The 25,300-nt window shown below is 65.8% G+C and carries 25 protein-coding genes; 18 read left to right on the top strand and 7 right to left on the bottom strand.

What is annotated here, in order from left to right:
* Positions 1-103: 103 nt before the first annotated feature.
* Both BT264_RS19200 and BT264_RS19195 read left to right on the top strand, forming a co-directional pair.
* Complete coding sequence (locus BT264_RS19200) at positions 104-694, top strand: flavodoxin family protein (RefSeq protein ID WP_072439571.1); 591 nt, start codon at positions 104-106, stop codon at positions 692-694.
* Between the two features lie 71 nt (positions 695-765).
* The gene (locus tag BT264_RS19195) at positions 766-1,821 is read left to right on the top strand and encodes an aldo/keto reductase (protein ID WP_072439837.1); all 1,056 of its coding nucleotides are present in this window, start codon (positions 766-768) and stop codon (positions 1,819-1,821) included.
* 86 nt (positions 1,822-1,907) lie between these two features.
* On the opposite strand, the gene BT264_RS19190 is transcribed toward BT264_RS19195, so the two are convergent.
* Complete coding sequence (locus BT264_RS19190; RefSeq protein ID WP_072439573.1) at positions 1,908-3,473, bottom strand: FAD-dependent monooxygenase; 1,566 nt, start codon at positions 3,471-3,473, stop codon at positions 1,908-1,910.
* A 432-nt stretch (positions 3,474-3,905) separates the two neighbouring features.
* On the opposite strand from BT264_RS19190, the gene BT264_RS19185 reads away from it, so the two are divergent.
* The 3 genes from BT264_RS19185 to BT264_RS38400 all read left to right on the top strand — a co-directional run bounded on the left by BT264_RS19185 (position 3,906) and on the right by BT264_RS38400 (position 7,311).
* The gene (locus BT264_RS19185; protein WP_072439575.1) at positions 3,906-5,318 is read left to right on the top strand and encodes a response regulator c-di-GMP phosphodiesterase, NosR family; all 1,413 of its coding nucleotides are present in this window, start codon (positions 3,906-3,908) and stop codon (positions 5,316-5,318) included.
* Between the two features lie 84 nt (positions 5,319-5,402).
* Positions 5,403-7,172, top strand: a complete 1,770-nt coding sequence (locus BT264_RS19180) for a histidine kinase (RefSeq protein ID WP_072439577.1) — start codon at positions 5,403-5,405, stop codon at positions 7,170-7,172.
* Positions 7,173-7,182: 10 nt separating this feature from the next.
* Entirely contained in the window at positions 7,183-7,311 is a 129-nt protein-coding gene (locus BT264_RS38400; RefSeq protein WP_256260674.1) for a hypothetical protein, read from the top strand.
* A gap of 34 nt (positions 7,312-7,345) precedes the next feature.
* Here the strand turns inward: BT264_RS38400 and BT264_RS40010 are convergent, their stop codons facing one another.
* From BT264_RS40010 to BT264_RS19150, 6 genes are all read right to left on the bottom strand, one after another.
* Positions 7,346-8,236: an AidA/PixA family protein gene (locus BT264_RS40010; protein ID WP_072439579.1), complete on the bottom strand. Its 891-nt coding sequence runs from the start codon at positions 8,234-8,236 to the stop codon at positions 7,346-7,348.
* 65 nt (positions 8,237-8,301) lie between these two features.
* Positions 8,302-8,805 carry an inclusion body family protein gene (locus BT264_RS19170; protein ID WP_072439581.1) on the bottom strand — a complete coding sequence of 168 codons (504 nt, stop codon included), beginning with the start codon at positions 8,803-8,805 and terminating at the stop codon, positions 8,302-8,304.
* 406 nt (positions 8,806-9,211) lie between these two features.
* The gene (locus BT264_RS19165; protein ID WP_072439583.1) at positions 9,212-9,595 is read right to left on the bottom strand and encodes a GtrA family protein; all 384 of its coding nucleotides are present in this window, start codon (positions 9,593-9,595) and stop codon (positions 9,212-9,214) included.
* A gap of 16 nt (positions 9,596-9,611) precedes the next feature.
* Complete coding sequence (locus tag BT264_RS19160) at positions 9,612-10,658, bottom strand: glycosyltransferase family 2 protein (RefSeq protein ID WP_072439585.1); 1,047 nt, start codon at positions 10,656-10,658, stop codon at positions 9,612-9,614.
* Between the two features lie 24 nt (positions 10,659-10,682).
* Complete coding sequence (locus tag BT264_RS19155; RefSeq protein WP_072439587.1) at positions 10,683-12,062, bottom strand: glycosyltransferase family 87 protein; 1,380 nt, start codon at positions 12,060-12,062, stop codon at positions 10,683-10,685.
* Entirely contained in the window at positions 12,059-13,297 is a 1,239-nt protein-coding gene (locus BT264_RS19150; protein WP_072439589.1) for a glycosyltransferase family 87 protein, read from the bottom strand. Before BT264_RS19150 ends, BT264_RS19155 begins: the two co-directional genes overlap by 4 nt.
* A gap of 1,050 nt (positions 13,298-14,347) precedes the next feature.
* On the opposite strand from BT264_RS19150, the gene BT264_RS19145 reads away from it, so the two are divergent.
* From BT264_RS19145 to BT264_RS19085, 13 genes are all read left to right on the top strand, one after another.
* On the top strand, positions 14,348-14,539 hold the full coding sequence (locus BT264_RS19145) for a Flp family type IVb pilin (RefSeq protein WP_072439839.1): 192 nt from the start codon (positions 14,348-14,350) through the stop codon (positions 14,537-14,539).
* A 140-nt stretch (positions 14,540-14,679) separates the two neighbouring features.
* Positions 14,680-14,862 (top strand): Flp family type IVb pilin, encoded by a 183-nt coding sequence (locus tag BT264_RS19140; RefSeq protein ID WP_072439591.1) that lies wholly within the window; start codon positions 14,680-14,682, stop codon positions 14,860-14,862.
* A gap of 88 nt (positions 14,863-14,950) precedes the next feature.
* Entirely contained in the window at positions 14,951-15,160 is a 210-nt protein-coding gene (locus BT264_RS19135) for a Flp family type IVb pilin (protein WP_072439593.1), read from the top strand.
* 28 nt (positions 15,161-15,188) lie between these two features.
* A complete protein-coding gene (locus BT264_RS19130) occupies positions 15,189-15,728 on the top strand; it encodes an A24 family peptidase (RefSeq protein WP_072439595.1) in 540 nt (179 codons plus the stop codon).
* Positions 15,729-15,760: 32 nt separating this feature from the next.
* Complete coding sequence (locus BT264_RS19125; RefSeq protein ID WP_072439597.1) at positions 15,761-17,161, top strand: ATPase; 1,401 nt, start codon at positions 15,761-15,763, stop codon at positions 17,159-17,161.
* 36 nt (positions 17,162-17,197) lie between these two features.
* Positions 17,198-18,043 carry a Flp pilus assembly protein CpaB gene (gene cpaB, locus BT264_RS19120; protein ID WP_072439599.1) on the top strand — a complete coding sequence of 282 codons (846 nt, stop codon included), beginning with the start codon at positions 17,198-17,200 and terminating at the stop codon, positions 18,041-18,043.
* Between the two features lie 104 nt (positions 18,044-18,147).
* Positions 18,148-20,085: a type II and III secretion system protein family protein gene (locus BT264_RS19115; protein WP_072439601.1), complete on the top strand. Its 1,938-nt coding sequence runs from the start codon at positions 18,148-18,150 to the stop codon at positions 20,083-20,085.
* 21 nt (positions 20,086-20,106) lie between these two features.
* Positions 20,107-20,406 (top strand): hypothetical protein, encoded by a 300-nt coding sequence (locus tag BT264_RS19110; RefSeq protein WP_072439603.1) that lies wholly within the window; start codon positions 20,107-20,109, stop codon positions 20,404-20,406.
* Positions 20,407-20,431: 25 nt separating this feature from the next.
* Positions 20,432-21,697: a pilus assembly protein TadG-related protein gene (locus BT264_RS19105; RefSeq protein ID WP_072439605.1), complete on the top strand. Its 1,266-nt coding sequence runs from the start codon at positions 20,432-20,434 to the stop codon at positions 21,695-21,697.
* A gap of 12 nt (positions 21,698-21,709) precedes the next feature.
* Positions 21,710-22,243: a TadE/TadG family type IV pilus assembly protein gene (locus BT264_RS19100; protein ID WP_072439607.1), complete on the top strand. Its 534-nt coding sequence runs from the start codon at positions 21,710-21,712 to the stop codon at positions 22,241-22,243.
* On the top strand, positions 22,240-22,683 hold the full coding sequence (locus tag BT264_RS19095) for a TadE/TadG family type IV pilus assembly protein (protein WP_072439609.1): 444 nt from the start codon (positions 22,240-22,242) through the stop codon (positions 22,681-22,683). Before BT264_RS19100 ends, BT264_RS19095 begins: the two co-directional genes overlap by 4 nt.
* A gap of 22 nt (positions 22,684-22,705) precedes the next feature.
* Complete coding sequence (locus tag BT264_RS19090; protein WP_072439611.1) at positions 22,706-23,914, top strand: CpaE/TadZ family protein; 1,209 nt, start codon at positions 22,706-22,708, stop codon at positions 23,912-23,914.
* 18 nt (positions 23,915-23,932) lie between these two features.
* Positions 23,933-25,300 carry a TadA family conjugal transfer-associated ATPase gene (locus BT264_RS19085; protein ID WP_072439613.1) on the top strand — a complete coding sequence of 456 codons (1,368 nt, stop codon included), beginning with the start codon at positions 23,933-23,935 and terminating at the stop codon, positions 25,298-25,300.

The following is a 25,300-nucleotide window of genomic DNA, read 5'->3' as shown; positions in this document are numbered from 1 at the left end:
TAACGAAACGTTCAATTTGTCATCATTTATAACTCAGTTGCGACTCAGTAGAGTGGCTTCCCATGTCGTCCACGGCGGACAACTTGAACGAAAGGGAGCAACCATGACACAACATACCTCTGCGATCAAAACGGTCGTTGTCTACCACTCCGGCTATGGGCATACCGAGCGTATGGCAACGGCCGTCGCCGAAGGCGCCGGCGCCGTACTCGTCGCAATCGACACCGACGGAAACCTTGCCGAGGATGCGTGGGATACGCTGGCCGGCGCGGATGCGATCCTGTTCGGCTCGCCGACCTACATGGGCGGCCCCAGCTGGCAGTTCAAGAAATTCGCGGACGCATCCTCGAAAGCCTGGTTCGAAGGCGGGTGGAAAAACAAGATTTTCGGCGGCTTCACCAACAGCGCGAGTATCAACGGCGACAAGCTCAATACGCTCGAATACTTTTTTCTGCTTGCCGGGCAGCACGGCGGCATCTGGGGCAGCATGGATATCAAGCCGGCGAACGTGAAAGCTTCGATGCGTGACGACCTGAATCGCATGGGCTCCTATATCGCGCCGATGGCGCAGACGCCTGCCGATGCGTCGCCTGACGAGATGTCGCCTGGGGATCTCGAAACGGCGCGCCGCTACGGCGCACGCGTCGCGATGATCGCCGGACAGTTTCGGTCCGGACACGCTCAACGCAACTGAAATCCTGGCGCGCGACGCGACGGAACGGACGCCGCCACCTGTTTATCCAGCCACTCTTGAAAGGAATGGCCATGAAATACAAGCAACTCGGCCGCACCGGCCTGTATGTCTCGGAGCTGTGCCTCGGCACGATGACGCTGGGTGGCAATGCCGACGCGGGCATGTGGAAGGCGATCGGCGCAGTCGGTCAGGACGATGCGAACCGGTTGATTGCCCGCGCACTTGCCGAGGGAATCAATTTCATCGACACCGCCGACATTTATTCCTTTGGCCAGTCCGAACGACTCGTCGGACAGGCACTGAAAGACATCGGAGTACCACGCAACGAAATCGTGCTGGCGACGAAGACCGCCGGCGTGATGGGCGCGAAACCCAACGATCAGGGGGCGTCGCGCGGTCACATCATGGATTCGGTGCAGAGAAGCCTGGAACGGCTCCAGGTCGACCATATAGATCTTTACCAGATACACGCCAGCGATTCTGTCACGCCGATCGAAGAAACGCTGCGGGCCCTGGACGACCTTACGCGGCAGGGGCTGGTTCGTTATGTCGGCGTGTCGAATTGGCGCGCAGGCAAGATCGGTAAAGCGCTCGGACTGAGTGCCGCGCTTCATGCCACGCGCTTCGAAACGCTGCAGGCCTACTATTCGATCGCAGGACGCGACGTGGAGCGCGAACTGGTGCCGCTCGTTATCGACGAGCAGATGGGGCTGCTTGTCTGGTCGCCCCTCGCGGGCGGCTTGCTTTCCGGGAAGTTCGGTCCCGGGGCACCAACCGAAGACGGTTCGCGGCGCAGCCATTTCGATTTTCCGCCGGTTGATCTTGATCGGGCCTGGCCGTGCGTTGCGGAGATGCGCGCCATCTCCGACGCGCGCGGTATCTCGGTCGCCCGGATAGCGCTCGCCTGGCTGCTCGCCAGGCCGCATGTCACGAGCGTCATTATCGGCGTCAAACGGGTCGAACAGCTCGAAGACAATCTCGGCGCGGTCGATGTCGTTCTCACCGACGACGAGCTTGCGCGTCTTGAAGCCGTGAGTGCGCTGCCTAGTTGTTATCCCGGCTGGATGATCGATCGCCAGGACGCGAGCAGGCGTCCGTTGCCGTTCAGGCCCGTTGCGTCGAATTAGAACCGGTTACCGCACACCCATAGGGCGGTTGTCCGAATGCGCCCACTGAAAGAGAGATAAGCATGCCAAAAGGTTATCTGGCGTTGCTATCGACGAGGCGAATCACCTGCACGCCCGGTTTCGCCGAACCATCGCGAGATGGCATGGGCGGCTTCTTCATGGTCGGGATCGGCTTCGCATGCCCACGCGACGATCCCGTCCGGACGCACCAATATAGCGCGCACACCTAACCGATCCTTGGCGTCGGCTGCGACATAGGCGAGGCGCTCGCGCCAACGGTTCGCAAGCGCCTGAAGCGATGCGCCTGAATCGAAGTCCAGCAGGAGTCCCCGCCCGTCGCGCAACAGGCGGCCTGCCTTCGTTCCGTCGACCAGTTCGAAATCGGGTACGCTGCGGCCCACCAGCGGATGAGGGCTGCCAAGATCGTAGCGGAGCGAAACACCCCAGACGCGCTCGGCGAAATACGTTGCGCCATCCCGGGTCTCGATGAGATCGCGAACGATCGCTTCCAGCGCGCGCGTGCCGGGGGTAGGTCGCATAAGAGCGACTTGCGCACGCGACCAATCGAGAACGCGTGCCCCTATCGGATGCCGCTCTTGTTGATAGCTGTCGAGCAGACCGGCCGGCGCATCGCCACGGATGGTGGCTGCCAGTTTCCAGCCGAGGTTCATCGCGTCTCCGAGTCCAAGATTGAGCCCTTGACCGCCCAAAGGGGAGTGGATGTGCGCCGCATCGCCCGCGAGCAGCACTCGTCCGTTCCGATAGGTCGTTGCCTGGAAGGCACGATCCGTCCACGTGGTAGCCAGCCTGAGCCTGGTCAGCGTGATTTCAGTGCCGGACACGCGGCGCAGCACCGCCTGCACATGCTCCAGCGTGACGGGGTGAAGGCGGTGAAACGCGCCGCCGTCGAATTCCACCATCGCAATCGTGCCGGGCCGCGCATAGGTGTACATGCCCGTCGATGTGTAGTGTCGGCCGGGGGGAAGTGCGTCCGGCTCAGCCATGTCGACTTCGACGGAGTAGCCGGTGAACTCCGGACCAGTACCGACGAAATCAAAGCAGCCGGCTTTGCGGATCGCACTGCGGCCGCCGTCGCAGCCGATGAGCCAGCGCCCGCGAAAAGTGTTCCCACCCGCATGAACGGTCACCGCTCCATCCGACTCGTGGAATGCGTCGGCGCTCAGGCCTCGCCGGATCTCGCATCCCGTCGCGCCGGCTCGACGAGCCAGGACCGTTTCGAGCGTCTCCACTGCGACTGCCATGCTGGTGTCGGCCGAGCCTGACAGGCGATACGGCCACTTCGAGGTATCGATGTCGTCGTGATGGAACGGAATGCCGGCGAAATGACCGGCGGGCCGGCGCGGCTGCCGCATCCAGTGCGCGATCGTCGCAGTCTTGTCCGCGATGGGGTCGGCACGCCCGGCCTCGATTACCTCGTCCAGCAGCCCGCGCCTGTCAAGCGTTTCGAGGGTGGGGGCCGAAAGGCCGCGCATGCCGAACGGCAGGCACTTCAACGGAGAGTGCGGTGTTTCGGCGCGCTCGAGCACGAGGACCGACAGCTTGAACAGGCGAAGCTCGCAGGCGAGAAACAGACCGACGGGGCCAGCCCCGGCAATCACGACGTCGTAAATATCCTGATGGTGCTCGTGCATGAACCACTCCTGTGTCGATGTTCGACCGGAGCGTTTCTCAGGTTGAGCGCCACACGGACGAACGTTTGGACGCCTGATCGGCGTCGGATGTTCGTCGTGGGGGTCTCATGCACGGGGCAAAGACCAGAGCTTTCGCCAACGAAAGGACTTGGGCTTACCAAACCAAGTCTGCCTTTTCCGACACCGCGTTATAACACCGCAGCGACGACGCGTAAATGGCGGCGATGGTTCGCCCACCGCAGTGCGATGGTGCGCCGGCGTGTTACGTCGACCATGCGCGAAACGCATGGTTGGCAAGAACCGGATTATGTATTTGACGTTCTTCATTCGCGTTCACGAAAGGACGTATTAGCGTTTCCCCCGATATAGGAAAGCGCCGTACAAGCCGATGTTGCAGAGAGATATGGTGTGAATAATCGATCCGGGGCAATTATGACGACATCTGCAACAAACGGGCCGAACGAGGCATTGCCTGAAACGCCCGAAGCGGCAACGGCATCCGACGACGCGTGTCGCGCACCGTCGATCCTGCTGGTCGACGACGAGCCGAACGTGCTGTCGGCGCTCAAGCGCGTGTTCCGGCCCGCGGGCTACGACATCCTGACCGCCGACAGCGGCGAGGCCGCGCTCGAGATACTGGCGTCGACCGAGGTCGACCTGATCGTGTCCGACATGCGGATGCCGCGCATGAGCGGTGCGGAATTTCTGGCCCGCGCGCGGGCGCTGTTCCCGGACACGATGCGTATCCTGCTGACCGGCTATGCGGATATCGCATCGGTCGTGCAGGCCGTCAACGAAGGCGGCGTGTATCGCTACCTGAACAAGCCGTGGGACGATCACGATCTGTTGATGACCATCGAACAGGCGCTGGAGCAGCGGCGCTTGCGCCACGAAGCGGCCCGGCTGACCGCGCTGACGGAAGCGCAGAACGAGGCGCTGCGCCGTTTCAACACGGAACTCGAAACGCAGGTGCGTGCACGCACCGAGGAACTCGGCCAGACCGTGATGTTCCTCGAAGCGGCGCAGCGCGACCTGAAAAGCAGTTTCACGGCAATGGTCCAGGTCTGCGCGAGCATGATCGAGCTGCGTTGCGGGACCGCCGGCGGACACGCGATGCGCGTGGGCGAGATCGCGCGCCGGCTCGCGCTGGCGTCGGGGATGAGCGAGCTGCACGCGCAGGACGTCTATTTCGCGGGGCTGCTGCACGGCATCGGCAAGTTGTCGCTGCCCGACGAATTGCTGCACAAGCCGCTGGCGCGAATGACGACGGACGAACACCGGCTGTTCCAGCAGCATCCGCTGCGCGCGCAGATGGTGCTGACGCCGGTCGCGCAATTGCACAAGGTCGCGTCGATCGTGCTGCACCAGTACGAGCGCTTCAACGGACGCGGCACGCCGGACGGGCTGACCGGCGACGCGATTCCGCTCGGCTCGCGGATCGTTGCGATCGCACGCGATTTCGAAGGGCTGCGCAACGGCGAAATCGGTGTGCCGCATTCGGTCGAACAGGCGCTCGATGCGTTGCGCTCGCAGGCCAGCGTGCGATACGACCCGCAGATCGTCGAACGTTGCATCGAGCTGATGCGTGACCCGGCGAGTCTCGGTATCGCGGCGTCCGTCACGGAGATCAAGTCCGCGCAGCTGCGCGAAGGGATGCAGCTCGCCGACGATCTGCGCACGCATCGCGGCGTGCTGTTGATGACGAAGGGCAGCGTGATGTCGGCGCACCAGATCGAGCTCGTGCGCCGTTTCGAGACGCGGGAAGGGACGCCGTTCGACATCCTCGTTCTGGCCGGCTCGGCCGCATCGATGCCGGCGCACAACGCGGGTGCGCCTCCCGGCTGACGAAGAACACATGGCCTGATGGCCGCCGCGCGCGCTCGGCCGCATGCGGCGACAATGCATTCACATCGATCGGGGCGCTCGATCATGCACGGCACCTATGACATCCCGCTCGTCCTGCTGTCGCTCGCCATCGCGACGCTGGCGTCCTATACGACGCTCGACCTGGCCGCGTTCATTTCGCTGCTCGACAACCCGAAGCTCAAGCGTGCGTGGCTGAGCGGCGGCGCGGCCGCGATGGGAACCGGGATCTGGTCGATGCATTTCGTCGGCATGCTCGCGTTTTCACTGCCGATCCCGCTCGGTTATGCACTGCCGGATACCGGCGCGTCGCTGGCGATCGCCGTGCTCGTGTCGTATTTCGCGCTGAACGTCGTCACACGAGCACGGCTGGGCTGGCGGCGGCTGTTCGCGGGCGGTGCGCTGATGGGCGGCGGGATTGCCGGCATGCATTACACGGGGATGGCCGCGATGCACATGCAGCCCGGCATTCGCTACGATCCCGCACTGTTCGCCGCGTCGATCGGCATCGCGGTGATCGCGTCGACTGCCGCGCTATGGATCGCGCAGGCGCTGCGCGTGCGGCAGGCGCGTCATGCGACCGCGCAACGCGTCGGCGCGGCCTTCATCATGGGCATCGCCATTACCGGCATGCACTATACGGGGATGGCGGCGGCCCATTTCGTGCCGGACGCGCGATGCGGCACCGCGAACGGGATCGACGCGCCGTGGCTCGCGACGACCGTCGCGCTGTTTACGATGGCGACGCTGATCGTCACGCTGCTGCTCAGCCGCTTCGATGCGCGCACAACCTTTCTGCGCGGGATGGCCGACACGCTCGAGCGGCTCGTGCGAATGCGCACCGCGGAACTCGAACGTGCGTTGCACCGCTACGAGCAGACGACGGAGATGTTGCAGCGCACGCGCGAGAACATGGCGACCGAGATCGACGAGCGCAAGGCCGCGCAGGCACGGCTCGAACAGGAGAAGGAAGAGCAGCGGCGCCTTCTGCATGTGCTCGAGGAAACCCACGTGCAGTTGCTGCAGTCGGAAAAGCTCGCGTCGATCGGCCAGCTCGCGGCGGGCGTCGCGCACGAGATCAACAATCCGATCGGCTTCGTCAGTGCGAACCTCAATACGTTGAGGACATGGGTGCGAAGCCTGCTCGATGTGGTCGCGGCGCATGAAGCGGCGCTGCCGCAGCTCGACCCGGCCGCGCGCGATGCGCTGACGGCGATGGGCCGCGCCGCGGATCTGGACTACGTCCGCGACGAGATCTTGACGCTGATCGACGAATCGATCGATGGCGCGGTGCGGGTGCGGCGCATCGTGCAGGACCTGCGCGATTTCTCGCGCCCGGTCAGCGACGAGTGGAGCGTGGTCGATCTCCATGCGGGCCTCGAGAGCACGCTCAACGTCGTCCATAACGAACTGAAATACAAGGCCGACATCGTGCGCGATTACGGCGACCTGCCGCAGGTCGAATGCCTGCCGTCGCAGTTGAACCAGGTGTTCATGAACCTGCTGGTCAACGCGGCGCAGGCGATTCCCGAGCGCGGCGTGATCACGATCCGCACGTCGAGCGATGGCGAGCAGGTGTCGATCGCGATCAGCGATACCGGAACGGGCATGACGCCCGACGTCGTCCGGCGGATCTTCGATCCGTTCTTCACGACGAAACCGGTCGGGCAGGGAACCGGGCTTGGCTTGTCGGTATCGCACGGCATCGTCGAGCGCCATCGCGGCACAATCGACGTGACGAGCGAACCCGGGCGCGGCACGACGTTCTGCGTGCGGCTGCCGGTCCGGCGGGCTCGCGACAACGCGGACGCGGCGGAGCTGGAGCAACGGGCGTGAGGATGCGATCGTGACTACCGTGCGTGTGCGGGAAGCGCGTACGCGATTCGGCATGAATTCGATGCTCGCGTACCAGGTGTCGCTGCGCGGCAACGCGAAGCTCATCGGTGCCGTTGGCGACGGCTGGCCGCGCACCTGAGCGCGGTACGGCGCGCGTGTGAACGCGACGCCGCTCAGGTGATCGGCCACTGAAGAATGACGATCCCGTCGTTGTAGTCGCGGTCGGCGCCGTCCTCGGCGCCGAGCCAGCCGAGCCACACTTGATCGCCCGCGGACAGCGGCGCGAGGCGCGCATCGGTCGCGGACTTCCTGCCGTTGGCCGATGCGTCGATCCGGATCTTGCCGCCTTTCGAGTTCAGCGTGAACTGCCTGACGCCGTCGTTGCCGTTGCCGGCGAACGACGCGGCCGGTTCGGGCGCATCGTCGATGAACAGCTTCAGGTCCTGCCGGTCGGCGGCATTCGCGTAGAAGATCGCCTTGAAATCGGTATTCGGCGGCAGGTTGAAGTTGCCGTCGCGGTCCGACGACGGCTGGAAACCGGGCTGTTTCGTATTCGGCCGGCTGCCGGCGATCTCGACCGTCGTTTCCCAGCGGAAATAGCCCGACACGGCACCGTCGCGATCGAGCACGGCGAAGTCGGCCGTGCACGTGGTGGTGCCCGCGGCCAGCACGTCGCTGCGCCAGTAGTGGTCTTTCATCGGCCGGCACGGCGGATGAAGCAGGTCGTCGGCATCCGGCACCGGCGTCGCGGCGTCGCGCACTTCCGGTTCGATCGGCGCGACGATGCCGGCGTCCTTCAATGCGAACCGGATGAACAGCACGCTCACCTCGGCGCGCAGCGCGAGCGCGGTTTCGCGCAGGCGAAGCTGGTCGCCCGGCGACAGGCCGGCGAAGAGCCGGCTGTCGTTGTGGCCGAGCTGCCCGTTGTCGCCGGGGCTCACCACATAGATGTGCCGGCCGTCGATCACGGTCGGCGCGTCGGCGTTCCGGCTCGCATCGGGGTAGGTCGACAGCAGCGTGACGGCGTCGACGATCGCGAGCACATCGCAACGAAGACCAGACATGAGCGCTTCCTCCGCAACAAGGGAATGACGCGGGCGACCGCCGCGCGGCCGCCCGCCTGCCGCGATCAGTTGTGGATCGAGATGAACGGATCCCACTGATAGCAGCCCAGCGACTGGCAGTTGCGGTCGATGATCTGGAAGTAGAAGTGGTAGGTGACGCGCCCTTCCGACAGCGTTTCCGACGACCAGTAATAGTTGTCGATCTTCTGGCAGGTCGGCGTCGACGGCGAGCTCGGGTTCGGAATCGGAACCGATGCGGTGGCCTTGCGCGGCGTGGGCGTCGAAATCAGGTCCTTGCCCTGGTTGGCGATGAAGCCGTAGAAGACCACCTGTTTCTCGAAGCCCAGCGACAGGCTCGTTTCGCGCCAGCGGATCAGGTCGCCGACCTGCGCCTTCAGGTCGAGTTCGCCGCCCGCCTGCCCGGAAACCACGTTGTCCTGGTTGGTGACCATGTACACGTGCTTCCAGTCGATCAGCGTCGGGCTTTTCGGATCCCTGCTGGGATTCGGATAATTTTTGAGAATGGTTTCGGTATCGATCGAGACGAGCACATCGGTAACGCGTGACATAGAAGCTCCCGTTTGAAGTAATGGGACTCATCGTTGCGCGAATTGCTTCGTGCATCTGCCATCGCCTTTCCCTGTAAGGCTTTGTTCGATGTCTGGCACGTGCGGGTGCGATGGCGAATGCAGATTATCCCGTTCGGTTAATTCTGGAAGCTGTAAGAGTAAACAGGGTTATAAAAATGATTATAGTGAATTAATTTGAAAATCGGATTCAATCGGATGGATGCGTTACATAAATAGAAGAAAATTGAATCTGTTAATCGATTTACCGATTATTTTTGACCGGAGAAAGGGGTGGATAGCCGGCGCGATCGCGAGCGACCGTCGCCGTGGCGGCATGACGATTCGGGAGCGGAAAGGAGTGATTCGCGGCAGGTAGCCGCTGGCCGGGCGGCAGGCGATCGCGCGCTTACCGGTAGGTCCAGAGCCGATGCAGCACGAACGTCGTCGGCGGGATCAGCAGTGCGATCGCGACGATGCTCATCGCGCGCGACACGTCGAGCATTTCGGCGGCACGCGCGAGCAGCAGCGTTTCGACGAAGCCGGCCAGCGTGACGACGAGAAAACGCAGCGCGTTGCGCGTGTGTACCGTCGACGAGAAGCTCCACAGCGTATTCGCGAGATACGAGAACGCCGTCGCGCACAGGAATGCGGCCGCGTTCGCGGCGACCAGCGTCGCATCGAACAGCGCGAACAGCGCGGACGCGACCAGCGTATGGAGCGCGGTCGAACCGAGCCCGGACAAACCGAAGCGCACGAGCCGCGTGCGCTCGGCATGGAGCAGGTCGATCATGGCCGTCTGCGCGCGTTCAGCGTACGTCGATCCGCGCACGGCCCGGCAACTGCACGCGCCGACGTGCGATCTGGCGGCGCGCATCGCGCGCGACCGGAAGTTCGATCACCTTGCCGTGTGCCTGGTAGCGGCGGCGGATCAGGTAGACGGGCCGTTGTTTCGACTCGTCGTAGATCCGCCCGATGTATTCGCCGACGACACCGATCCCGATCAGTTCGATGCCGCCGATGAACAGCGTGACCGAGATCAGCGACGCGTAACCGAGCACCGGATTGCCGAACAGCAGCGTGCGGAAGATGATGAACGAGCCGTACAGGAACGCGAGCGCGGCGATGCCGACGCCGATGTAGGTCCAGCTGCGCAGCGGCACCGTGCTGAAGCTGGTGATCCCTTCCAGCGCGAAATTCCACAGCTTCCAGCCGGAGAACTTCGAGTGCCCGGCACTGCGCGGGTCGCGCTGGTATTCGACGATCACGGTCTTGAAGCCGACCCACGCGAACAGCCCCTTCATGAAGCGATGCCGCTCGGGCAGGTTGCGCAGCGCGTTCACGACCTTGCGGTCCATCAGCCGGAAATCGCCGACGTTCTCCGGCAGCTTCACGTCCGACAGCAGGTTGTGCACGCGGTAGTAGATCGCGGCCGCGGTGCGCTTCGCGAACGAATCGCACGCGCGGTTGCTGCGCTTCGCCGCCACGACTTCCGCGCCGGCGCGCCAGTGTTCGATCATCACCGGAATCAGGCTCGGCGGATCCTGCAGGTCGGCGTCGAGCGGGATCACCGCGTCGCCGGTGGCTTCGTCGAGGCCGGCCGTCAGCGCCGCTTCCTTGCCGAAGTTGCGGGTGAGATCGATCACGCGCACGCGCCGCTCGCCGGTGCTGATCCGGATCAGGCGTTCGAGCGTGTCGTCGCGGCTGCCGTCGTTCACGCAGACGATCTCGAAGCGGATCGCGTCGATGGCCGTCAGCAACGGAATCACGACGTCGAAGAAGCGCTCGACGGCCTCGCCTTCGTTATAGAACGGCACGACCAGCGAAACGAGCGGCGTGTAGAGTGGTTCCCGCATGATGATTCCCCTTGTGATGTCGCTTCACCGGCCTGCGCCGAGCGTCGGGCGGCCGGTGCGGCGCATTCCGTGCGCCGGGCGGTGGTGCGGTCGGACCGGATGTGCGAAGCCGGTCTCGGTCGAGTCGTCGCGCGCGTCGGGCATCGACGGCACGTCGTGTCTTTCCTGCGCGATCCGGCTGACGAGCAGCGCGAGCGATGCCAGCGTCACGAGCGGCATGAACTGGAACGACAGATGCGAGACGACCGCGAGGCCCGCGAGCGGCATCGCCCACAGCAGCATCAGCCATTCGCGATCGAAGCGCCGCCAGCCGTGCGTCCACGCATAACGCGCGTACCACGCGATCACGATGCCGTACCAGGTCAGGTCGTAGTCGTACAGATAAGGGCTGACGAGCAGGCATGCGCATGCGAGGGTCGCGGCGCGCAGCGCGTAGGAACACGCGCCGCGCCACGCGTAGACGACGGCGACCGCGGCGGCCGCGGCCGACAGCAGCTGAAGGCCGCGCGCGACGATCGCGGGCCAGCCGGCCATCGTCGCAAGTGCGAACATGGTTGGCATGCGCGCGAGCTTGGCGTGACCGGTGCCGACGATCGCGTAGACGTTGCCGATCACATGCACGAACGTGACCCACGGGCCGACACCGAACGCGAGTGTCGCGAGCGCGGCGCTGCCGGCGATCGTCGCGGCCCACGCGGCCAGCGCGCGCCACTGGCCCGCGCACAGCAGCGCGAGCGGGAACAGCACCGCGAGCTGCGGCTTCATCGTCAGCAAGCCGAAGCAGATCCCGGCGCATACCGGGCGGCGGTTCAGCGCGAGCAGGCCGACGCCGGCGAGTGTCGTGGTAAGCAGGCTGGTCTGGCCGACGATCACGGTGAGGAACGCGCCGGGGAACGCGAGCGCGCACAGCCATGCGGCATCGCGCTGCACGGTCGCGCGGATCGTCGAGGCGAACAACACGTAGGTGACTCCGAGGCACAGCACGAGCGCGACCATGTACGGCAGCCAGCCGAGCGGCAACACGAACAGCAGCGTGGTGGGCGGATAGAGCCACGGCAGCGTGCCGTCCGCGATGCTTATCGTCGGGATCGCGAGCTGCTGGATCGCGAACAGCGCGGGGAAACGCCATGCATCGGCGCCTTGCCCGTGCGCGGCGAGCCATGCGGCGCTCCAGATCGGCGAGAAATCCTGCGACAGCGGCTCCGGTACACCGTTGTGCGACAAGAACACGCGGATCACGTAGATGCCGATGAACAGCAGCTCGGCCAGCAGCGCGGCGGCCGCATAGAGACGCACGCGATCGCGATTGAGCCAGTGCGGATAGCGGCGCGGGCCCGCGATCGGGAGTTCCGGATGCAGATCGACGGCGGAATGCGCATGTCGGGCGAACGAAGGCGCTTTCATTGCGTGCTCCGTGACATGAGTGCCGTGCGGCGCACGACGACGAACAGCACCGCGAGCAGCACGACCGGCCCGATCTGCGGCAGCTTCATCAGCCGGTTGAACATCTCGAAGATCGGCAGCAGCCACGCTAGCACGAGGACACCCTGGTCGCCGGGCAGCCAGCCCTCGTCGAGACCATGCGCGATCAGGCAGAAGATCGCGATGCCGAGCCAGGTCAGTTCGTAGTGCCACAGATACGGTGTCGTCAGCAGCGTGGCGACTGCCAGCACCGCGGCGCGCAGGCGCATGTCGCGCGTGCGGCGCCATACGTCGACGGCCGCGGCGATCGCCAGTAGCGCGATCGCCGCTTGCGCGGCCAGCGCGGCCGCCACCGGCGCACCCGCGAGCCGCAACGCGGCGAACGGTGTCGGCGACGCGAGCCAGTACGACGCGAGCATGAAATGCTGGTCGCGTACCGTCTGCATGGCGTGGCTCAACCCGTGCAGCGCGCCGGGGCCAGCCAGCGCAAACCCGGCGGCGGCGAACAGCGTTGCGCTGATCGCCGCCGCCGCGAACGTGCGCCACGCCCGTGCCGAGATCAGCACGAACGGAAACACGACGGCGAGTTGCGGCTTGATCGCGAGCAGCCCGATCAGCACGCCGGCCGCGACCGGGCGCTTGCCGAGCAGATGCAGTGCGAGCGCGGCGAGGCCGGCGGTCAGGACGCTGTTCTGACCGAACAGTGCGGACATGCACACCGCCGAATACGCGGCCACGACGAGCGCCGCGGCACGCGGGTGCGGAAGATGCGCGCGCAATCCCGACAACCGCGAGACGGCGAACGCGTAGCATAAAAGACTGCCCGCGAAAAAAAGGAAATATGCGGGCAGGAAAGGCACAAGGGCAACCGGCGCGATGAACAGCAACATCGTCGGCGGATAGAGCCAGGGAAGCGGCTGGTGTTGCAGGTACGCACCGAAGTCCGCGAACTCGGCCTGCAGGAATGACGAAGTGTCGTAGGCCGCTGCGGCATGGCCTTGCAACACCAGATGCGATGCGGTCCAGAAGACCGAGAAGTCGGTGCCCGGGCGGGCGGTGGCATTCAACGTGAAGCCGTCCGTCACGACGCCCCAGACGGCCAGCAGCGCGGTGAAGAGCATCAGCATGATGCAGCTGTACGGAACGATCCGGTCGGCTGTCAGCCATTGAACCCGGCGTATGGCGCGATCGCGCGTTCCACGATTGGCTGTGTACATGATGCCCCGTTTGTGGTGAAGGCTGCTTGGTCTGTCGCAGCCGTTTCATGTTGTCGTGCCGCCGGATCGAGTCGCTCTGAATGGCGTTGTCCGGTGAATGCATTGTTGAAGAAAAAATCGCGTGTTGCAAACCGAGCACTGGAAGCCGGGATCCCGATTAATCAGTGACAGGCGTGAAAGCCGCGTTTTTAGGTATGAGAAAACGACCCGGCCGGGTTTCATGTTGCTGGCTTGAAACATTCCGCGGTTTCGAGCGGTGTCGCGTCCCGCCGATGCTGTGAAATGCAACCGGCTGCCCGCGTCCGGGAAAATCCCGAGAAAATTTTTTGGACCCTTTGTGCGGCGCGGCGGCGAGCGTTCCGGCGTAACTCGCTCGCGGGAATGCATATATCAAAGTTGAAACATTTCGTTCGTCGCACCATTGACCCGGGAACTCTGGGATCGCCGGAACCCTTGATGCGCATGGATTTCGCTCGAGGTGGCCTGCTCTTTGCGTCAGCGTTGGCACGGCAGTCGACGACGTGACGACCGGGCGGTTCCGGGAACAGACAGACGGAACCTGCTTCGGAATCACCTGCGGAGAAGAGGGCCGGAGCGCGTCGGGGAACACGCAGCTCCAGGTCGATGAACCGCGAGAATCGTCGTCGATCGACCGATGAGACCCGATAGCGTCAGGGCAACAAGAAGATCGGCATCGCAGCACATGGGGAATAAAAATGAAAGACCACAGCACATCGCGGCCGGCTGGCCGCGTTGAAAACGAATTACCGCATCGCCGGGAGTTTGTCTCTCGTTCAACTGGATTCCATGCGCCGAACGGCAGTCGCGCCGTTCCGGTCGATCGGCCTGCCTGGTTTATCCGGCTGGTCGAACCGTACGCGCATCTCTCGTGTTCCCTCTCTCTGAAATCCGTTCACGCGGACAGGTGTGCGCATCCCTGTCTTCGCAGCTGAGCGTCACGTTTCGATTTTCTCGTAGTGCCGGTGGTGCCCGTCCCCGACGTCATGATCGACGAAGGGAATTTAATAGCAGTCCGAAAGGAGAATGCTAATGTCAAGAATCATCGAAAGGATCGCCTGGTTCACTCGGGATCAGCGCGGCGTGACGGCCATTGAATATGGCCTGATCGCCGCGCTGATCGCGGTCGGCATCGTCGCCGCGTTGGCGACGGTCGGTGCGGATCTCCAGACCGTATTCAACACGGTCGCGGACGATATGCAATCGGTAGTAGCAGGCATTTGATGGACGGTACGGGGAACGGCTCATCCGAATCGTTCGTCGTCACCACACGGCATTAACAACTTTCCTCGACGTATCGACGCCAGGTCAATCGATCCAGCCGACACGCGAGGGCTTTGAAAGTCACCAGCAAGGAGATAACCATGTCCAAGTTCATTCAACAAGCCAGCCGTTTCGTCCGCGATGAAGACGGCGTTACCGCAATCGAATACGGCCTGATCGCCGCACTGATCGCCGTCGGCATCATCGCCGCGCTGTCGACGGTCGGCAAGGATCTGCAGACCGTGTTCAACACGATCGCTGACGATCTGAACTCTGCCATTTGACGCCTTTGAGAAGCAGAGCGCGGACGGCTCGGCCGGTGCAGTGTACGAGCCGTCCCGCTCATCTGATCAACCGGAACCGGAGACCAACATGCAAGCCAGGGTGCGTGCCGTATGTCGCCGCTGGATCGGCGACGAGCAGGGCGTGACGTCGATCGAGTATGCGTTGCTCGGGGCGATGTTCGCCGTCGCGGTGCTGGGCAGCGTCGTCACGCTGAAAGGCTCGCTGGACGATACATACGAGGTGATCGCAACGGCCGTGACGGCTGCCGTGACCACCGCGCTGGCCATGGTTTCCTGATTCATCGATTCGCTCTGCGAGGTTCGCCATGTTACCTGTTGCGCCGCCTTACCCGGTTCCGTTGTGCGTGACACTGCTCGCGGTCGCCGCGGCCAGCACGGACATCGCGGCCCGCCGCATCCCGAACCGCCTCGTCGCGGTCGGCCTTGCCGGCGCGCTGGTCGCCCAGTGCATGCTGCACGGCGTCCTGGCAGGCGCACTCGGATGGCTCGCGGGAGCAGCGACCGGCTTCGGCCTGCTGCTGCCGTTCTACCTGTTGCGCGGGATGGCGGCCGGCGACGTGAAGCTGATGCTCGCGATCGGCGCATGGGTCGGCGCGGAAATGACGTTTTACATCGTGCTGGCGACCTTCGTGGCCGGCGGGATCGGTGCCATCGCGTTCGCGCTGTTGCGCGGGCGGATGCGCCAGATGTGGGCGAACGTCCGCGCGCTGATCGTGCGCCGTTCGCAAGGGGCGCGCGCAGGGGCAGCCGACGGCCCCGCGGAGATCGCGTCGGTCGGCACGCTGCCGTACGGCGTGGCAATCGCGGCCGGCACGCTGGGCATGCTGTTCGCGACGTGCGCATAGCGCGACGAGCCCGCAACGAGGACGAAACGAACATGAACACGAACCACACCGAACCGAGACGCGACGCGCAGGTATCCAAACTGCCCGATCCGTTGCCGTCGCGGGAGGCCAATACGAAGCCGGGCGCGCAGTTGCCGGCGGCGCCGCGCTCGCTCGGCGAAACCGGGCTGAGCATGACGTTCGTCGCCGGGCTCGTGCTGAAGTCGACGCTGATGCTCGGCCGCCCGTCATACGGCGACCTGGTCGAGCGGCATTGCCTGCCGCTCGCGGTGCTCGACGATGTCTTCGCGTTCCTGGTGCGGGAGCATCTCGTCGAGCTCACCCATCGGGGCGCGACCGATCTCGACGTGACGTTCCGCCTGACGGACGCGGGCCGCGTGCTCGCGTTCGAGGAACGCGCGCGCAGCGGCTACAGCGGGCCCGCGCCGGTCACGCTCGACGCGTATCTCGAATGCGTGAGCGCGCATTCGGTACGCAAGCTGCATATCGGCCAGAGCGATGTGTGGGCCGCGTTCGAAGGCTTCGTGATCGACACGTCGGTCCTCGACGCGGCGGCCGCGGCGCTGAACGCGGGCCGTCCGCTGCTGATCTACGGCCCGGCCGGCAGCGGCAAGACGTTTCTCGCCGAGCGGCTCGGCGCGCTGATGCACGGCCGCGTGCCGGTGCCGCACGCGATCTGCGCGGCCGGTGAAGTGATCCAGATCTACGACCCGCTCGTGCATGTCGACGCGGAACCGCAATCCGGCGGCCAGTCGGTCGATCGCCGCTGGCGCCTGTGCAAGCGGCCGGTCGTGATGTCCGGCGGCGAGCTGACGCTCGACGAGCTCGACCTGCGCCGCGACGATGCGGCCGGCTTCTATCAGGCGCCGCCGCACATGAAGGCGAACATGGGCATGTATGTCGTCGACGATCTTGGCCGCCAGCGCGTCGAGCCGCGCGACCTGCTCAATCGCTGGCTGCGCCCGCTCGATCGCGGCGTCGATTTCCTGACGCTCGAATCCGGCAACCGCTTCGTGCTGCCGTTCGACGTGTGGCCGGTGTTCTCGAGCAACCTGGCGCCGGAGCAGTTCTGCGACGACGCGTTCATGCGCCGCCTCGGCTCGAAGCTTCACGTGGGGGCGCTGTCGATCGACGACTACCGCTCGGTGTACGACGCGGCCTGCGAATCGCTCGGCCTCGTATCGGCGCACGATGCCTTCGAGTTCCTGCTGCACCGGCTGCATCTGCCGACCGGCAAGGCGTTTCTCGCGTGTTTTCCGGCGGACCTGCTGCGCCTTGTCGCCGCCGGCGCGCGTTATCGCGGCGATCCGCTCGAGGTGACGCACGACGCGCTGTACGACGCGTGGGCGAGCTATTTCGGCGCAGCGCCCGAACGGGACGGCAGCCATACGCCGCCCATCGAGCGAGGCGGACGTACGTTCATCACCGGTTGAACCGTTTTTTTTCACGAATCGTCGAGGAGCATTGCCATGAAAAACAGTCGAGCGCTCATGATGCTGGCCGTCGCGATGGTCGCGGGTCTTGCCGCGGTCGTGTTCGCGTCCCACTGGCTGGTGCAGACATCCGCGAACTCGGTCACGCCCGTCGCGGTGGCGGCCGCCGACCTGAACCTGGGCGAGCCGCTCGGGCAGAACCAGATCCACATGGTGAGCTGGCCGTCGAGCAGCGTGCCGCCCGGCGCGTTCACCGATACGAAGGTGCTCGAAGGGCGGGTGGTGCGCACCAGCCTGGCGCGCGGCGAGCCGGTGATCGAGTCGAAGCTGGCGCCGCTCGGCACGAAGGGCGGGCTGTCCGCGGTGATCGCCGACGGCAGCCGCGCGATCACGGTGCGCGTGAACGACGTGGTCGGCGTCGCGGGCTTCGCGCTGCCGGGCACCTACGTCGACGTGATCGTCAACACGCAGGAGCAGCAGGGCAAGACCGACGGCCAGAGCATCTCCAAGATCGTGCTCGAGCACATCCTCGTGCTCGCCGTCGCGCAGCAGGTCAGCCGCGACGACACCGCACCGAAGGTCGTCAACGCGGTCACGCTGGAAGTCACGCCCGACCAGGCCGAACGGCTCGACCTCGCGCGCAGCGTCGGCACGCTGTCGCTCGTGCTGCGTAACCAGGTCGACCAGAAGACGCTGAACACGGATGGCGCGACCAAGATGACGCTGCTCGGCAAGCCGCCCGTACCCGATTTGCCGCCGCTTCCCGCTCCCGCACAAGTGCGGACGGTGCGCGTGCACGTCGCGTCGCACGCGGCGCCGGCAGCGCGGCGCGACTGCGTCGGCGTGCTCGCGGGCGTGAAGGGCAGCGTCGAATGTTTCTGAAGCAGATCAACACAGCCAGATAAACAGATCGGCCGCCAGCAGCGTACGGCGGCCTCGGAAGTCGACAACCGGCACGGCGCCGGTATCTCGGGGGATCAGACAAAATGAAGCTCAAACCGCAACGTACAGGTACCGGCCCACTGCGGACGCGCGTCGCACGGGGCACGATGATGGCCGCGATCCTCTGTTCAGGATGGCTGACCGTTTATGGCGCACTGGCCCAGGAAGGCATCGAGGCGGGCGTGCTGACGAAGGGCGGCGCCAGCGCGCCGGCCGCGGTCGGCAAGGGGCCCGTGCAGATGACGATCAGCATGGCGCCGGCGCCGGCCGCCGCGGCCGCCGCAACGGCCGGGCCGCTGCGCGGGCCGAACTGCATCGGTGCCGTGCGCGAGTCCACCAGCGTCAGCGTGCCGCTCGGCAAGTCGCTGCTGGTGCCGATGCCGGAGCCGGTCCGCAATCGGACGATCGGCAACCCGGCCGTCGCGCAGGCGACGATGGTGTCGCCGCAGACGCTGTACATCCTCGGGCTGTCGGTCGGCACGACGAACATGATCGTGCAGGGCAAGAGCGGCGCATGCCGCGTGATCGACGTCGCGGTCGGCGCGGATGCCGCCGGCCTGCAGGTATCGCTGCAGCAACTGCTGCCGGGAGAACGCGACATCCATGTGTCGACCGCCGCAGGCACGATCGTGCTGGCGGGCAGCGTGTCGAACTCGCAGGCCGCGCAGCAGGCCATGCAGATCGCACGCGCGTACGGCGACAGCGCCGGCGATGTCGCCGGGGGCGGCAAGCAGGGCGGCGGCGTGCTGAACATGCTGAGCGTCACGTCGCCGCAGCAGGTGATGCTCGAGGTGAAGGTGGCCGAGGTGTCGAAGACGCTGATCAACCAGATGGGCAGCGCGCTCAACATCCAGGGCGGGTTCGGCTCGTGGAGCGGCGCGCTGGTCAGCAGCCTGCTCGCGGGCGTCTCGAGCGCGGTCGCCTTCAGCAAGGCGAACAACAAGCCGTTCAACATCGCGGCCGATGCGCAGAACACCGACAACCTCGTCAAGATCCTCGCGGAGCCGAATCTCGTGACGATCAGCGGCCAGGAAGCGACGTTCCTCGCCGGCGGCAAGATCTTCATCCCGATCCCGCAAAGCAGCGGCAACGGCATCTCGTCGATCACGCTGCAGGAAGAAGAGTTCGGCGTCGCGCTGAAGTTCACGCCGACGGTGCTGGCGAACGGCCGGATCAGCCTGAAGGTCGCACCGGAAGTGTCGGAGCTGTCGCAGACGGGCGTCACGCTGAGTGCGTCCAACATCGGCGGCACGTCGATCCTGCCGCTGATCACGACGCGGCGTGCGTCGACGACGGTCCAGATGAGCGACGGCGAATCGTTCGCGATCGGCGGGCTGATCAAGGACAACGCGAGCGGCGCGCTGAAGGCGATCCCGGGTGTGGGCGAAGTGCCGGTGCTCGGCGCGCTGTTCCGCAGCACGTCGTTCCAGCAGGACCGCACCGAGCTGATCTTCCTGATCACGCCGCACCTCGTGAAGCCGCTGCAGACCGCGGACGTGCCGCTGCCGACCGACAGCTTCTCGAAGCCGAACGAACTCGACGTGTACGCGACGGGCAACATGGAAGGTCGCCGCGGGGTCCGCAAGCCGGGCGCACAACCGTCGAACGGCGCCGCGGCTGCACCGCAGGAAGCACCGGCCCAGGCGCCGGCCCAGACTCCGGCACCGGCACCGGCACCGCAATCGGAAGCGCCAGCCGCTGCGGCCGCCGCACTGCCCGCGCCGCGCGCGCCGCAGGGCACGGACGCACAGCCGCCGGTGCCGGCCGAGCAGCAGAAGACGCCCGCGCCGGTAGCGGCCACCGCGCCGCAGCCAGACGCGGCAAACGCGGCCCGCGTCGCGCGTATCGAAGCCGCCGCCGCGCGCCTCGCGGCAGCCGGCCCCGGCACGCCGGCCCAGCCGGCGGCGCGACCGAAGCAACGGGTGCCCGCGGTTGCCCGGGCGCAGGTTGCGCGCTCGGAACCCCATTCCACCGATCGTTGAAGCTATCCAAGGGGAAGCTCCATGAAATCCGCCTACCTCGTATTCGTGCGCCGCGCGGCGCTCGCCGCACCGCTCGCGTTCGCGCTTGCCGGCTGCATGTCGTCGACCCCGGTGTGGGACAGCCGCTTCGGCGATTCGGTCCGCACCGTGATGCAGGCCCAGATCATCGACCCGCATGCCGCCGAACACGCGGCATCGGCGGCGTCGGGCATCGACGGCGCCGCCGCCGCGGCCGCGCTCGACAACTACGACAAGTCGTTCAAGCAGATCCAGCCGCCTGCCAATGCGTTCGTGATCGGCATCGGCAAGTCCGCGCAATAACGACAGCACGCTCAGGGAGAACGCCATGTCCAGCGCAGCTCGCTATCCGAAAGTCACGCGTCGCGGCCTCCATCGCCAGCGCGGCGCCGTCGCGATCATCGTCGGTCTCGCACTGGCGGTGATGATCGGGTTCGTCGGTCTCGCGCTGGACCTCGGCAAGCTGTACGTCACGCGCAGCGAACTGCAGAACAGCGCCGATGCGTGCGCGCTGTCCGCCGCGCGCGACCTGACTTCGGCCATCAGCCTGTCCGTCGCCGAGGCCGACGGCATCGCCGCCGGCCACCTGAATTTCGTGTTCTTCCAGAACAAGTCGGTGCAGATGCTGACGAATTCGAACGTCACGTTCAGCGATTCGCTGTCCAATCCGTTCCTGACGAAGAACTCGGTCACGACGCCGGCGAACATGAAGTACGTGAAGTGCTTCGCGTCGCTGAGCAACATCGCGCACTGGTTCATCGAGGTGCTGAACGTGCTGCCGGGCACCACGGTCGCGAACGCGGCCCAAGTGTCGGCGAGCGCGATCGCGACGGTCGGCGGCGGGCAGACCACCTGCGCGATCCCGGTGTTCGTGTGCCGCGCGACGGGAGCGCCGCCCTACAAGGTCGGCGACTGGCTCACGTCGCCGTCCGGTTCGACCTACGGGCCCGGCAACTTCGGCTGGGCGGCGCTCGACGGCTCGACGAACGAACCGACCATCGCGGGCGAACTGTCGGGCAACACCTGCAATATCAAGAGCCCGCCCGACCTCGGCAGCACCGGCCTGAAGTCGGCGTCGCTGCGCGCCTGGAATACGCGCTTCGGCGTTTATACGAACGGCGCGAACGGCTCGAGCGGCCAGCCCGACTTCACCGGCTACGCGTATGTCGGCCCGAACTACGGGCCGCCCGGAACGCCGGGCATCAAGGGCGACGCGTACACGCAGTTCGTGATCGACCGCGCGAACTTCAAGCCCTATCAGGGCGACGGCACGCCGCCGGCGGGCAGCGGGATATCCACCAACGGCACCTCGACGGCGAGCAACTACCAGACCTATGGCAGCGACCGCCGTGTCGCGCTCGCGCCGGAAGGCGACTGCTCCACGCTGAGCGGAAGCAGCGGCAAGGTGCACGTCACGCAATGGGATTGCGTGCTGATGCTCGATCCGTTGCCGTTCAGCCCCGGCAGCGGCGGTGTCGTGGCGCACCTCGAATACCTCGGCTCGTCGGTCTCCGGCAACAATCCGTGCGCGACGCACGGCTTGCCCGGCAGCGGCAGCGCGTCCGGGGTCCAGGTACCGATGCTGGTTCAATAGAGAGAGGCGATCATGAAAAGGCCCCCGTTTCGCCGTTCCCGCACCCGTGGCGTCGCCGCCGTCGAGTTCGCGCTCGTGCTGATGCCGATGATCGTGCTCGCGACCGGCGTGGCCGAGTTCGGCCGCGCGATCTACCAGTACGAGACGCTGACCAAGGCAACGCGCGACGCCGCGCGCTACCTGTCGGTCTGGCTGCCGACCGACAGCGCGTATCCGGTGGCGGCGGCGCAGTGCCTCGTCGTATACGGCAGCACGAACTGCGGCTCGGCCGGCACCGAGCTGGTGCCGGGGCTCACCACGTCGATGGTGACCATCTGCGATGCGTCGCACACGACCGGCTGCGGCGACGCGTCCGACCCCGCGCAGTTTTCGAACCTGCCGACCTACGACGCGGACAACAACGCGGCGAGCGGCACGGCGACGGGCAGCATCAACGTCGTCGAAGTGAAGATCAAGGGCTACCAGTACCAGCCGATCCCCGCGTACCCGGGGCTGACGTCGATCACCTTCGGCAACATCGTCACCGTGATGAGGCAAGTGTCATGAGCGCGCGCCATCTACCCCTGTCGCGCCGACGCGGCGAGCGAGGCTCGACGATCGTCGAGTTCGCGCTCATCGCGTCGGTGCTGATCATGCTGCTGATCGGTATCTTCGAATTCGGCCGCGTGCTGTTCTACTGGAACACCGCGAGCGAGGCCGTGCGTCTCGGCGCGCGTACGGCGGTGGTCTGCGACGTGAATGCCGCCGGCGTCGCGAAGCGCGTGACGGCGCTGCTGCCGCTGCTGTCGAGCGCGAACGTGTCGGTGAACTACTCGCCGGCGAGCTGCGACGTGAACACCTGCTCGTTCGTGACCGTGAGCGTGACGAACGTCACGGTCAAGACGATGATCCCTTTCGTGAACGTCACGGTCAGGATGCCGCCGTTCACGACAACGCTGCCGCGCGAAAGCCTGACCTCCGCGACCGGCGGCACTGCCTGCAATTAATCGAACAGACGAGGCACACGACATGATCAACATCCTCGTAGCTTCCGACGACACCGCGCGGCTCACGCAGATCGCGCGACTCGTCACCGACTGCGGACGCTATCGCGCGACGCGCGCAACCGGCCGCCCTTCGCAGATCGAGCACCGCACCGACGGGCTCGACGCGTTCGACATCCTGCTGATCGACGGCACCTCGACCGATCCGTCGGAGCTGTCGGCGATCGAGCGGATCTGCCGCGCGCACGCGGGCCTGACCTGCATCCTCGTGACCGCGGATGCATCGCCGCACGTGCTGCTGGATGCGATGCGCGCGGGCGCGCGCGACGTGCTGCAGTGGCCGCTCGATCGGCAGGCGCTCGGCAACGCGCTCGAGCGTGCCGCGGCGCAAAGCACGCGGAGCGACACCGACGATACGCGGATCGTGTCGTTCATGTCGTGCAAGGGTGGCGCCGGCACGAGCTTCGTCGCCAGCAACGTCGCGTTCGAGATCGCGGAGGGCTTCAAGCGCCGCGTGCTGCTGATCGACCTGAACCAGCAGTTCGCCGACGCGGCGTTCCTCGTCAGCGACGAAACCCCGCCGTCGACGCTGCCGCAGCTCTGCGCGCAGATCGAGCGGCTCGACAGCGCGTTTCTCGACGCGAGCGTCGCGCACGTGACCGAGAACTTCCACGTGCTCGCGGGCGCCGGCGACCCGGTCAAGGCCGCCGAGATGCGCGAGGATGCGCTCGAATGGATCCTCGGCGTCGCCGCGCCGCGCTACGACTTCGTGATCTTCGACATCGGCGTCGGCATCAATCCGCTGTCGATGGTCGCGCTCGATCGCAGCGACCAGATCCAGATCGTGCTGCAGCCCGCGATGCCGCACGTGCGAGCGGGGCGCCGGCTGCTCGAGATCCTCGTGTCGCTCGGCTACTCGACCGACCAGATGCGTCTGATCGTGAACCGCGCGACGCGCGCGAGCGACCGGACCCGCACCGCGCTCGAGGAAGTGCTCGGCCTGCAGGCCGCCTGCATGATTCCCGACGACGCCGACACCGTGCTCGAAGCGATCAACCAGGGGCATCCGGTATCACGGCTCGGGCGCGGCACTGCGGTCGCGCGGGCATTGCAGGGTTGCGCGAAACATCTCGTCGACGGAGAAGTGCGCGTCGGACGCAGCGCGACGCGCAGCGAACCGCTGATGTCCCGGCTGTTCGGCCGCAAGGCCACGCCGAAGCTCAAGTCCATGTAAATCTTTCGGGGAACCATCATGTCATTGCGCGAACAGATGTCCTTGCACCGGGCCCAGCCGCTGGCGGCGGGCAGCGAACCGGCCGGCCCGGCGCATTCGTCGGTACGCGACGCATACCAGAAGCTGCGCCGCGAAATTCACCAGGCCGTGCTCGAACGCGTCGAGCTGGAGCACCTGTCGCGGATGCCGCAGGAGCAGGTCCGCCAGGAAATCTCCGCGCTGATCTCGCGCATCCTCGACGACGAGCGAACGCCCGCGAACGACATCGAGCGGCGGCAGCTCGCGATCGACGTGTACGACGAGATGTTCGGCTTCGGCCCGCTCGAAGCGCTGCTGCGTGACCCCGGCATCTCCGACATCCTCGTGAACACGTGCCGGCAGGTCTATGTCGAACGCTGCGGCCAGCTCGAACTGACCGACGTGACGTTCTACGACGACGCGCACCTGATGAAGGTGATCGAGAAGATCGTGTCGCGCGTCGGGCGACGCATCGACGAATCGAGCCCGATGGTCGATGCGCGGCTGCCGGACGGTTCGCGCGTGAACGCGATCATCCCGCCGTCGGCGATCGACGGGCCGCTGATGTCAATCCGGCGCTTCGCGGTCAGCCCGCTGAAGATTGACGACCTGGTGCGCTACCAGAGCCTGACGCCGCCGATGGCCGAGCTGCTCGATGCGCTGTCGCGCGCGAAGGTGAACGTGCTCGTGTCGGGCGGCACGGGCAGCGGCAAGACGACGCTGCTCAACATCCTGTCCGGCTTCATCCCGCGCAACGAGCGGATCGTGACGATCGAGGACGCCGCCGAGCTGCAACTCCAGCAGCCGCACGTGCTGCGGCTCGAAACGCGCCCGCCGAACATCGAGGGCAAGGGCGAGATCACGCAGCGCACGCTGGTGCGCAACGCGCTGCGGATGCGGCCGGACCGGATCATCCTCGGCGAAGTGCGCGGCGCTGAAGCCCTCGACATGCTCAACGCGATGAACACCGGCCACGAAGGCTCGCTCGCGACGATCCACGCGAACACGCCGCGCGATGCGCTGACGCGGCTCGAGAACATGATCAGCGTCTCCGGCCTGTCGCTGCCGCCGAAGACGATGCGCCAGCAGATCGCGTCGGCGATCTCGGTGGTCGTGCAGGCGGCGCGGCTGACGGACGGCAAGCGCAAGATCGTCAGCATCCAGGAGCTGACCGGGATGGAAGGCGACATCATCAACATGCAGGAGATCTTCACGTTCAAGCGCACGGGCGTGGATCGCGACGGCACGGTACGCGGCCACTTCTGCGCGACCGGCGTACGGCCGAAGTTCGTCGAGCGGCTGCAGGCATTCGGCATCAACCTGCCGGATTCGCTGTACGACCCGTCCCAGCGTTACGAGACGAACTGA

This window comes from Burkholderia sp. NFPP32, from assembly GCF_900119325.1.
GTDB lineage: Bacteria > Pseudomonadota > Gammaproteobacteria > Burkholderiales > Burkholderiaceae > Burkholderia > Burkholderia pyrrocinia_C.
Note: the sequence above shows the minus strand (reverse complement) of the source record. Positions and strands in the feature narration are given on the sequence as shown.